Annotated in this window: 9 protein-coding genes; all 9 read right to left on the bottom strand. The window is 57.7% G+C overall.

Features of this window, described 5'->3' with window-relative positions:
- Nucleotides 1-8 precede the first annotated feature (8 nt).
- On the bottom strand, nucleotides 9-1,994 hold the full coding sequence (locus tag IPK20_00165; protein ID MBK8015246.1) for an AAA family ATPase: 1,986 nt from the start codon (nucleotides 1,992-1,994) through the stop codon (nucleotides 9-11).
- 211 nt (nucleotides 1,995-2,205) lie between these two features.
- Nucleotides 2,206-4,326: a DEAD/DEAH box helicase family protein gene (locus IPK20_00160; GenBank protein ID MBK8015245.1), complete on the bottom strand. Its 2,121-nt coding sequence runs from the start codon at nucleotides 4,324-4,326 to the stop codon at nucleotides 2,206-2,208.
- A 448-nt stretch (nucleotides 4,327-4,774) separates the two neighbouring features.
- Nucleotides 4,775-5,398, bottom strand: coding sequence for a DUF2971 domain-containing protein (locus IPK20_00155; GenBank protein MBK8015244.1), 624 nt, complete (start codon nucleotides 5,396-5,398; stop codon nucleotides 4,775-4,777).
- 175 nt (nucleotides 5,399-5,573) lie between these two features.
- Complete coding sequence (locus IPK20_00150) at nucleotides 5,574-6,479, bottom strand: trypsin-like peptidase domain-containing protein (GenBank protein MBK8015243.1); 906 nt, start codon at nucleotides 6,477-6,479, stop codon at nucleotides 5,574-5,576.
- A gap of 759 nt (nucleotides 6,480-7,238) precedes the next feature.
- Entirely contained in the window at nucleotides 7,239-7,697 is a 459-nt protein-coding gene (locus tag IPK20_00145) for a hypothetical protein (GenBank protein MBK8015242.1), read from the bottom strand.
- Nucleotides 7,698-7,842: 145 nt separating this feature from the next.
- The gene (locus tag IPK20_00140; protein MBK8015241.1) at nucleotides 7,843-8,286 is read right to left on the bottom strand and encodes a hypothetical protein; all 444 of its coding nucleotides are present in this window, start codon (nucleotides 8,284-8,286) and stop codon (nucleotides 7,843-7,845) included.
- A gap of 327 nt (nucleotides 8,287-8,613) precedes the next feature.
- The gene (locus IPK20_00135; GenBank protein ID MBK8015240.1) at nucleotides 8,614-9,411 is read right to left on the bottom strand and encodes a DUF4145 domain-containing protein; all 798 of its coding nucleotides are present in this window, start codon (nucleotides 9,409-9,411) and stop codon (nucleotides 8,614-8,616) included.
- Nucleotides 9,412-10,221: 810 nt separating this feature from the next.
- Nucleotides 10,222-10,869 carry a hypothetical protein gene (locus tag IPK20_00130; GenBank protein ID MBK8015239.1) on the bottom strand — a complete coding sequence of 216 codons (648 nt, stop codon included), beginning with the start codon at nucleotides 10,867-10,869 and terminating at the stop codon, nucleotides 10,222-10,224.
- Nucleotides 10,870-10,887: 18 nt separating this feature from the next.
- Complete coding sequence (locus tag IPK20_00125; protein ID MBK8015238.1) at nucleotides 10,888-11,574, bottom strand: GIY-YIG nuclease family protein; 687 nt, start codon at nucleotides 11,572-11,574, stop codon at nucleotides 10,888-10,890.
- Between the last annotated feature and the right edge of the window lie 151 nt (nucleotides 11,575-11,725).

Below are 11,725 nucleotides of genomic sequence, written 5' to 3'. Positions count from 1 at the left end.
AGGAAGCATTAGAGTGCCGTCCTTTCCAGTGCGGAGTGACGCGCACTAATCTCTCTAAGCTCATACACGGCGCCGATTCGAGGGGCAATCGCCTCCAGATCTATCTCGCGGCGGATCTCACCACTGTGCACCAGCAATACGAACTGGCTGCAGACCTTGGGAAGATACGTCAAGATATTGTCGCGGTGCTTCAGATCGAGGCGTCCAAACGGCGTATCCATGATCACCGGTCCCGCCGCCCTTCCGGTCCGATTCAGGCCGTCGATGAGCGACAACGCGACCACCTGCTCAGCTCCCGCCGAACGTATAGTGACACGACCACCCAGATCATCGACGATCGTCAACCCGTAATTATCGTTGATCGCAAGACCGCTGTAGCTCTTGCGAGTGGTCATTTCCCGAAACGCTTCGTTCGCCCGTTCCTCGACGCGTTTTCGCAGTCGATCTCGCAAACGCTCGATGCTGGCGCCAAATACAGCCTCGAGCTGGCTGCACGTCGAAGCCTTGAGCCGACTCCGATTGTTGCGCGTCTGCGCCAAACCGTCGATCGTGCGCTGCGCCATCGCAATCTCATTCTTGACCTTTTCGATGTCACCCTTGCGGACTACGACATCGCCTTGGAGACGGCCCTCTTCCGCGACCTTCATGTCGCGCAATGCGATCTTGCGCGCAATTTCGGCGGTGTCGTAGCCCGCAAGCTTGTCTTTCAGTTGGGCAGCTTCATTTTCGATCCGCGTCAGATCGATTTCATAGCCCTGCAGATCATTGTCGATCTGCGCGATCCTGTCGCGGGCATTCACACCCCTGATTTTGCTCAAAACACCAATCTGGGCGGCGATGCTCTGCAACTGCCCGTCACTCTCTTCCAATCCCTCCAGCGTGCCCTCAAGCACGCCGAGTTCTGTACCGATCTCGACATGGCGCGTCTCGACCAGATCGATCTTGCAGGTCGGGCAGATCTTCGTCGCCAGCAATTGTCGCAATTGTGCAATGCGGGTCTCAATTCCAACGCGTGCCCGCATTCTTTCGATGATTGCCAACCGTGTGCTTTCCATCTGCGCGAGGCGGACCGCGACCTTGGCCTCAATGAGATCGCGCCACGCGTTTCCAAACAGATCCAATCGTTCTGCCGTCTTCTTGGTCTGGTACGTTTCGATCTGCTTGCGCTGCAGTTCGAGCGTGTCCAATCGGCCCTTCTCTGCGTACACTGCGTGCGTGGCCTCAATGTCGTCGTCGAGAGATGCGCGCTCTTTGCGCAGATTTGTCAACTTCTGCTGGAGGCCCGTCAGGTCTTTGTCAAATGACTCCTGTTTGGATGTAAGCTCTGCCTGCTGTTGGGCCAACCTCTCAAGTCCCTGAACCCGCTGTAGGTCCGATTGCTGCGCCTTCTGAGCCGACTTCGACAAGGCCGCCAACTGATCGCGGCCATATATCAGCGCCGGTACACCAAGAACCTGCTCAATTGCTTCTTTGATTTGACGCCCTTGGTCGCTGTTCTCAATCAACAAAGCTTCGTATTCCTGGAGCAACTCGCCGTCGAACAGGAAGAAGCGCGATACCTGTTCCGGCGAAACAGCATTGATCTCAGCCTCTACAAGATCGCCTTGAACGGGGATGCCGTCTTTCCGGAGGAGGACTTGCGTTTGAAAATCATCCGCACGCGTTGGTAAGGCAATTGATGCACGCTTCTCTGTGCGGCGCCTCAAGTCGTATTGCGTACCATTGGCTTCAAAGTCAATGTGGACCTCAAACGTCCAGTCGCCCTCGCTTGCCGCTTCCTTATTCAGGAGATCATGCGAGGGGATCGTGCGTGAATGGCGGGCAATCGCGGTTCCATAAAAGCCCCATCGAATTGCGTTGAGGATGCTGGTCTTTCCGAGCATGTTGTCGCCGAATACCAACATCACGTTTCTGAACTCATCCTGCGGAAAGTCAACTCGAACCACGCCCTTGAAGGGCATGAAGTTCTTCATGGTCACGGCCTGCAGCTTCATTAATCTCCATCCTTATCCGAGCGCTCCGCGCAGGAGCGCACGTGCTCGTCTATCAAGCGCTCCATTGCCTGCAGAGATGCCGTGGGCGCATGCCCGAATTGCCCCTTCTGCTGTATCGCGTAGCAGCTTCTGAGCAGTCGCTCATCAAGATCAGGAGCGATTTCCGCTCGTGCTGCGAGAAGCGCCTCGAGGGCCAAGTCTCCTTGCTCTGTCATTCGTCGTCCTCCACTTCCTCTTCAATGCCCGAGTCCAATAGGACGCCAGGATCAAGTCCCAGATCTACGGCAATCGACCGCAAGTCCGCGGCCGCCATCATGTTTACAGCAAAGGACGCAAACTCCATTGCTCGCAGAAGCTCCGACTTCAACAGAGACGCCTGTTCGGGCTCGTCTTCAATGCTGACCGGGACAACAATGGCATCGTGAATGACTGCGACATACTTGCCCGGGAATTTGCGCAGGACACGACCCCTACGCTGAATGAACTGCCGTGGATTCTGAGACGATGCCAGGATTAGCGCGTGAGAGATCGCGGGAATGTCGACGCCCTCATCCAAACACCGAATTGATACCAATGGGCCGCCAAAGGCCCGGAACCAATCAAGCGTCGCACCCGGTGAGCCGTACATCGCCGAATGATAGGCAATTGGAGACAGTCCTTCGGCAGTCAGGCCATCCATGACTTCCGCAAGCTGATCTGAATCCTCGCAGTAGACCAGCCAATGCTGACCATCCTGGTATTCTTTCTTCAGAATGGCGCAAGCAAGAGGCACTTTATTGGTTGCCTTCTTTGCGATTCGCGATCGCCGGATAAGCAACATTTTGGCCGCATCGCTCAAGTACTTGCGACCGTGCTCATCGTCTTTCTGGCGGGCAATTTCGTTGCGAATGCGTACTGACAGTGCGCACCAATCGTCTACTTCTGACTGCGTGAGGTAGGTCGGATGCGGATAGTACTCGTACGGAACTAGACACCCGCTCTTGATTGCGTCACTCAGGGTAATTGGTGGCGGCACGACGCCGGAAAAATAGTCCATCATCTTCGCTGTGCCGTCTGGATCGCCGTAACGTTTCGGTGTGGCGCTCAGTCCCAGACGCGCGCCAGCGACAAGTTCCATGATGCGGGAATTCTTCGGGCTGCCGATTTGGTGAACTTCGTCGGCGACAAGCAAAAGATGGTCACCCTGCTGCACTCCAGATCGAAAGGCGTCGCTGGACGCCGTTGCCATCGTAGCGAGTACGATGCGGCCGCCGTGCGCTGGACTATCTGACGTCATTCCCCGGAGGCGGCCCGGCGCTTTCCATTTTGTATGACCGCCCCCCGCGAGCAACAGCGCGGCAAGTGGAATCTCTCGTCGAATCTCGTCCGCCCACTGCTCCAGCAATAGGCGGCTCGGCACAACAACAACAGATGGGTGGCTGGTCTCAGCATGTTCTCGCATTGCGAGCAGGGCAGTAAAGGTCTTGCCGGATCCAGTAGCGTGTTCGAAAATTCCTCGCCGCCCCATAGCTCGCCAAGCGTCAAGCGCAAACTGCTGATGGGGGCGAATTGTTCTATTCGGGGCGGAATTCTCCAAATCCATCTGATCCAATTCCGAAAAGTCTCTGCGTGCTGCGAGTTTCAGGCGCTCCGCCGCACCCGCCGGAAAGGGGAACACTTCAATGTCGACATCTCGGCCTGACCATAGGCCATCGAAATGACACTCGTGCTTCTTTACGCGTTCGGCTTCAAGCCCTCCCCGCCAGCTGCAAAACGCCTCGATGGACTCAACGTTTCCGTGTGAATGCCACCCACTCCAGGTCTCATTTGCTGAGCCTTTGAAGCTAATCCGGTTACCAACTCCATCGGCGAATATCCCGATCTTTTCGTGATAGAGGCCTTTGTGGTCGGCGCGGACGGCAAGCTTTATGTCGAGGGATCCAAGCGCCACCAGCGTAGCAAGAACCTGAGTGTGATAAGCAGTAGATGGTTCGGCGAGCATCTGATCTATATTGGCGATGAGACTCTGTTCGACCAGTTCACTTCTCCTGCCATACCCCGCTGCGATGCATTCGATGTCGTCAGGACACAGTTCTGGCGAACATATGAGATCGATCTTTCCGCCACGCCGCGCGAATTCAACTATGCTGGGCCCGATTACCAGGTAAACGGTGGACCGAAAGTAACCCACCGCGCGCTTGTATCTGATCGAACTCAGCAGACACGGCCGATAGAAGTGCAGCGCGGGGTCTTCTTTGATCGAGCGATATTCCGTGTCAATCGTGAGACATGAGAGATCGCCGAGGAACGGAGATCCTGCGCGGTTGGTGTTTGTGTGCGCGGCGTCGGTCATTGCATTCAGCAATCTATCCACTTCAAGGCGTGTGTATGTCGGGTCGCCCTCGACGATCAGTTTCCACCAGACTTCGCAGGCGGCGCACCCCTAAGTGCCCAATTTCTATACTTCACGGCTGGCCCCAATGGGGAAACGCCACGCTAGAATGGGGAATGTCGTATTGCGAATGGCTCAACGACAACCACTGTTCCAGCAGGCCTGACGGAAGCGTAATCGATCGATTCCGATTCCGAAAATCTAAATCGACTACTAGCGGGGAGCAGAGCCCCGTCTAGCGCGTTTGACCTCTCCGGAACTAGCTAATCACAGTCCTATCAGGCATGTCCATGCGTTTCTCGATCGTCAAAGGATGACGCAGCCCTAAGATGTTTGGTAACTGGCAGTTCGGCTCACGGCCACAACAATGGGAGGAGGACGGGTCCGTGACGGCCATACCGAGCAACACTCATGGCCCATTGGCCCCGAATTGCTTCCAGACTTCATTTTCCACTAGCGTTGATCTGCCGACCAGCAAGTTTCGACATCCTTCAATGGACTGCAGCGTCGTCCTCACAGCCGCAACTACCTCCTTCGGCAACCACGGACTCAAAGTGATCTTCTCAACCACTGCAATCGCGATTGGGAAGCGATGGGTTGCTTGCCCTTTCGTCTTGGTCGCGAGAAACAAGCGAAACTCCTTTTCATCAGCGAATACAGCTCGCTTCAAGAACGGAAGCTCGGACACGGTCGGCCGCGCGGCGCGCAGATCCTTGATCGTCCTGTACTGCACGGGTTCTGCGCGCAACCCGTCTACCTTACGAACATATTGCATGAGCTTGTCCCTCTTGAAGACAATGCAGGCGCCGCCACAGCCATGGGAGAACACCTTCCAGTGGTGGTACGTTTCTGAGGCTTCGGCCAGGCACAGCGCGTACGTGCTTGCCATCTCTTCTCTACGCGCGTATTGCTCAATGTAATAGGAGTCGTTCCTGTCGTCCCACGCGGCCGGACTAACCAGCACCATCTCCTTCGTTTGCAGTAGGTCAACGACATACGGAAGTTCCGTGTAACGTCTGAGAACTATCTCCATTGTGTTCCGCCCTTCAGTGATTGCCGCTGCTTGGTGCGCGTTGCTCAGAACACGAATATCGCACTTCGCCGATCATACAATCAGCATCGTCACCCCTCCCCCTCGCCGCCGGACGAGAGGCGGGAGCCAGGGGCCGCTACGACTGGTCGTGCCAGCCGCGCTCATACGGCTCCATCTACCCGTTAAAGCCGTCCTTTTCAATTTGCAAATCCAGTAGCGCGATTAGACCGGCGGTCTTCGTGATCTTGCCAAACGGAATCCGTGCCGATAGTTCAGGATTCCCTTCTAGTGGCAACACGGCCTGTGCACTCACTATACCCACCAACTTGTCACCCTCGACAACCCCTCCTCCGCTGTTTCCGGGATAGATGCTCATGTCGGCCCAGAAGTACTGCAGTGCGTCGTGAATCATCGCGACTCTGCCGAAGGAAAACACAGGCTCGGACACGTATGCAGAACCCCAGTTCTTGAGCGCCGCTTCCAGTTCAATTTGTCCAATAGTAGAAGTTGCAGATGGAAAACCGACCGCAAACACGTGTGCGCCAAGCCCGCTAGGCGACATCGCGATGTCGCTTTCTTCAATCGGCACGTAGCCGTTGGCCTCGAGTTCGTCAGCAAAGCCTGAGTCGCGTTGGTCCAGTGAAACCACGGCGAGATCCAAGTGCGAATCTGAAAACGTGTAAGGGACCGTAAATGACGGGCCCGCTCCAAGATTCATCAGAAACGCACGTTTCTGCGCGCCGCCACCGTGTAGAACTTCGTCAATCGACGGCACGCGAAAAATGATCGAGAAGATCTGGTCCCGAGCGCGCTCCAAACGGAAATACTGAGCCAACTTGTCAGGCAAGGCAGAGGTGAAGCCGGGCCAGTCATTCTCGCCGAATAGCTCTCGTTCTGCTTCAATCTTGTCCCACAGAACATGCCTCGCAGTCACAAGATAGCGCTTGCCCTTGAATCTCAAGAAAACAGCTGTCCCGTGAAATCGGACATCGCGAGATCCCTTCGATGCCAGAACTGCAAATTCCTCTGCCACGATTTCGCCGGCACTCAGCTTTCCCTGTAGCTCGCTTAAATAGCGCATGCGCGCTTGATACCCCTGGCTATCAGTCGCGCACTCCAAATGTACCGATGCCCTCCGCCACTTATCCATATTACCTCCGAGACAAGATTCGCCGAGGTTGCTCTGTTCCTTCGCCCGGGCGCCGTCGGCATGACGCGCCCCAGCCCCTACCGCGCCACAAGGGGCGGGAGGCCAATCGACCGCCCGACCACTCGCGAGTCCTCAACTACGGGGCCCTTCGCGCGCCCCGCCTCAGTGCGGTCTCCGACAACTGAGAGGTGTCGCGCTCATCGTAGCCTACTACACCCGAGTCGGTGATCATTCTCAGGTACTCTTCCCATCGGCCCGACAGATATCCACCACTCTCGGCTGCTTCGAGGCACGCCGCCACCAAGTCGTCTACCGATCTGTACCCCGCGGCAACACCTTCACGCACATGCGCGAGGTCCACATCCGATTCAATCACATCAGCCACGATCGCCATTTTGCAAATATAGGCAGCCGCGGCCCTGTGATTTCCGGAGCATACGAGGTAGTTCGTTTGCCTTGTCCCGCTCACCGATGCAGGCACAGGCACAACGGCAATCGCATGTAGCGTCTTGCCTGCACAGAGAAGCGGCACAAACCTAAGGACACCCACCAATGACCGCGGACAATCCGTCGGGATCAGGTATTGAGGGTCGGCCATGATTCGCTTCAATTCGTCCCCCTGCGCTCTCTGCTTATCCTGCCCTCTCCCTTGCCGCCGGACGAGAGGCGAGAGGCTATTTGACAATCTGTCTAGAGGTTTCGGACCAGATCGTTCGGCTCCATGTCAAAATACCGTGCTCGATCCGCAATGGCCGTGAAGAAGTCAGGTCCGTGACCGCGCTCACAAGAAATCAACGCGCTTTCATTGTGCAATGCGCGACCTGCATCTGTTACCTCTCCCCGTATTACCTTGAACTGGTATTCATGGAGCATCTCATGAATCAGCTCTCGCCTCCACAAACTCCACCCCAAATTCCGATAGACGACAACTGCAGTCCCCGCCAGTTCTTCGATAACCTCATTCAGGTTCGCTTCCGGAAAATACAAGCACAGCTGATTCTCCTTTCTTCTGTAGCCTGAGGAGTGGTTACCTTCCTCGACAACCAACTCCGCACGTGTTGCATCCAAGTGGCCATACCAATCATTCCAAATCCGGCCATACTCTTTTAGCAGAAGACCTCTCGCTTGTTCTAGGATCTCGACACACAACTGGCCTACCCCTTATTCATACTGCCCGCCGCCTTTCTGCGGCCAAGACTGACTCGCAACAATCCTACGCGCGGCCAACTCCCGTGCCGCCAGACGAAAAGCAGTGGACTACGTGCCGGTTGCGACACATTTCTGCGAACCACGCCTAGATGAAGGGCCCAAGATCATCGGACCATTCATCTCCCTGCCACGAGTAAAGCTTGACGCTCCTGGTGTCAATCGTCCAGGAGTCCGGGTGCGGGATGAGGGCCAAATATGGCGCGCTCGCGCAGTTGCGCGCCGGGGCCTTCAAGACGCGGAGATAGCCGTTATGCCGCTCGGAGTCATTCAACTGCGGCCCGATGAACAGCACGTTCTGCGCGTTGCCGAGAACCAACTTGTTGAAATCGTACAGAGCTTGGCGGCTGTCCCTTGCCATTTCAGATTCGATAATCCACAGCCCGCGCTTCAAGTAGACGAGGTCTTGCCCCCTGATGGAAGTCACATTATCGAATTGCAATATGGAGATGTCGTACAACAGCTCTTGCATGCCAAATAGCCTGCGGACTCTGGAGCGCTCCTCGAGACTGCGCGGGAAGTCCTTCGACATGACGGCGGTATCGGACGAATCATAGGCACGCCTCATGCATCCCGCGAGACAAGCCACGAAGTACTGCGACCGCGCTCGATTACGCCTTGTGGGGTCGTCAGGCTCATGAGCGTCATGAGCGCACTTCTCCATCGCGGCTTCTATGAGCGCGGCGGCAACGATATGCCCGATCTCCACTCCAGCCCCCCGTCGAAGTAACTCCCGTGCATCAGCAAGGCGCGACTGGCGTGCCACCGGATTGCCTGATTGCCTGGACTCCTTGCACCCCTCATCGCCGCTGGGCGAGAAGCTGACCTTGGTTGAAGCGAAGTCATGAGTAGGCAATAGTCACGCGTCGCCACCCGTATTCTTCTTGGGCCCCTTCCTCCGCGAGGCGTTCCCGGGTCGAGCGTCCTTCTTGCTGGTGGCTGCACTTTGCGAAACCTTACTCGCAGTCGGCGTCTTGGCAGCCGTCGCGACACGCACTTTGCGCTCCTTTTGCTGCTTCCTCAGTTGAGCGAGCCTCATTTCCGCTTGAGCGACGAGCTGAGGCGCCGTATACACGTATTCGAGTATCGCGCGGCACAGGCTATCGAGTATCGGGACCTCTGCCGGCCCCAACTCGCCTACGAATGCATGTGCACCAACATGGCGTAACTCCTGGAGCTTTTCTCCGACCTTTACGAGCTTCTGCGGTATCTCCTCGTTGTCTGCAAGCTGCTTGAGCCGCATACCAAGCTTGCCTTCAGTTGCTCCCCTCTCATTGCAGACGAGTTCCAGAAGCCTCCCGAGAAGCACTCCGTAAGCGTTCGGACTGATCATTCTCACTCGGGCGGCGGCCACGAATTCTTTGTGCAGCTGGTGAGGCAACCCCAGCGGAATGGCATCGGCATCATTGGGATACACCACGTCCGTGCGCATATCGTCCGGATCATGGGCATCATGCCAATAGTATTTCGCCAAGGAAACCCCGCGGCATGCTGGGCAAGCCCAGATCTCGAAAACAGGACCCTCTTCCCAAGTAAATCCACCAGGTGTGTTTTCGAGTTGCTGCACCTGCGAAAAAGTGGCTCCAACAACCATCGGGGTGTCATTGCCGCAATGCCTGCAGGTGGTGGTTTGCGAGTAGCGAGTTTCCGACGACATGGCACCCTTTCATGTCCGAATTGCGGGACGCGTCGGCCTTAGATTCGATGAATCGCTCATAGGCCAATCCACATCTTCGCTACCGCGAACACCCCCCAAGACTTCTGTCGCGCAAGGTAGCTGCCCGAACCGACCGCCCGGCCCGACGCATCCGCCCGGCTCAAACGGCCGCGTGGTCGCCGGGGAGCACTTTGACGGCCACTCTACCACACCACCCCATAGCGTGGTCCAGCTTTGCGAAACCCCGCGCCGTGGCCTCGGCCCAACTCACCGCACTGCAGCATATGAGCATTCCGTCCGCCGGAACGATACCGCGCAATCAGTGGATGCAGAAACAAAGGCGCGAGCCCCCCACCGGTTCGCACGGCAGAGGGCTCGCGGCACGAGGCGAGCGGGGGATTGCGGGAGGGCTCGCTCGTGCCCTGTTGGCACCAGCGGCAGAGCAGTATGCCGCCGTCTCAGGTCGCGGTTCCGGCGAGCTGCCTCGAACTTGCCTTTAGCCGGCCAAGGCTCGACTGCCAGGCGATCGCTGTCGAATCCCCGTTGCGTCGGGCAGCCCGCGGAACCGCACACCAGGGCGCCGTATAGCCGGGCGGCACGTAGGGCCCCTGGATCACTGGATCAATTGTAACCGAACCACAGAATCACATTCAAGAGCCCTGAGGCCAGTTGCAGAAAATTGGCCAGTCTCACACGAAGTCCACCGACACCCCGCACGACCGCCTGAACGCCCCGTACAGGTGGTCAGAAGCGTGGGCGTAGCGGTAGTGGCCCAGGGCGCCCGGCACGGTAGAACTCTTGCGACCCTTCCTATTCATCGTCACCGCGATGCGCCGTCGCTTCCTCGTCCACCCAGTTCTCTTCCTCCCAGGACATCCCCTTGCGTCCGGGCACCTTGCGGGTGGCCCCGGCCGCATAGAGCCCGCAGCTCTTCGGCCCGTAGCAGAAGGTCTCGTAGCGCCAGCGCGTGATGTTGGGCTTCCACTGGTCGATAATCATCTCGACGGCCATGCGGCAGCCCCAGATACACGTCAGGCACTTGGCGTCGTAGGTCCGGGGATCAAGCCGTCGATGACCGCGAGCTCTGTACGTGGGCAGGTCGGGCGGTACGCCGTGCCAGGGCGGACTGGCAGTGGCGGTCTCGCCGGTTTGTGCCTTCACCCGAAGGCCACTCGCCTTGTAGAGGTCTACAGCCTCGGTCTCGGGGTTGGCGATCGTCTCTGCGGCGCCTTCAACTTCATCCCCTATCTGGAATGCGTGCTTCGCCTGCGCAGCCGCGCCGATGCCGACAGTAAACGTCGCCTCGCGCCCGTCGAGGAATCCCTGCACGCCCAGGGCGTAACCGAGGTAGCTGTGTTGGCGCTGATCGAAGGAGCGTAGCAGGCGAATGCGGGGCTGGATCGAATTGATCAGTCCAGCCCAAGCGAGCTTTCTCGGCTTTTGGGTTGCCACAGCCAGCTCCGTGACGGCATCGTCTTACTTGCGCAGAGTCTGCAGCGGAACCCACTCCCGCTTGCTGTCGCGATAGTGCCAGAATCGCCACCCGCTACACCGCTTCCCAACCGCAGCATGTGCAGCAGCTGCGGGTGTCTCGTACACCTTTCCGCCACACGTGATCGTTCCGTCGCGACGCAGGAAAGCGCGATACTGATAGCCGCTACGCCACCCGCGTAATTCTCGGCGTCGCTCCAGTAAGCCGTCCAGAGCGCCTAGCCCCTCGCGGCGTGTCTTCTGTCTCTGCCGCCGTTGAGCCGTCTTGCCGCCCATGAGAAGAGCGCGGCGGTTGGCATCTTCATCTGACATTAATCGGTGAAGCTCGCGGCTGAGGTCCCTCGACTTGGTGAACTTGCCGCCGGTTCGATTGCCGCTTGGCACGGCTATGCGCAGAATCAGGGACTCCAACTCTTTCATGTGGTCGTCGCGCACGGTCAGGTAGACGCTGAAGCGATCCCATTTCCCGCGCAGGCGGTCTCGCAGGTGCTGCTTGAGTCTGGTAGACAGATTGCTCGCCAACCCGACGTAGTACAGTCGGTCCTTCTTGTACAGGGCATAGATACCCCATCGGCCACGTATTTGACTCTGGATGACCTTGGGGTATCGATCCATGACCTCCCATGACACTCGCTCCAGGTGCGCCAGAACCAGTTGCTTCTTCGGGGGCATCGGCGACCTCCACCGCATTGCGCAATGCAGCAGGCAACGTGGACCTTCAGTTCGGACCGGCAGGTCATCCACCGGCTCGGGCGGGGAATCTCGCGCCTGACTTGCAGATGGAGGCTAAGCTGCTTCTGGGAAGCCTGTCAACAGGGTGCTG

This window comes from Betaproteobacteria bacterium, from assembly GCA_016713305.1.
Classification (GTDB): Bacteria; Pseudomonadota; Gammaproteobacteria; order Burkholderiales.
The sequence above is the reverse complement of the archived record's forward strand: the minus strand, read 5'-3'. Positions and strand labels throughout refer to the sequence as shown.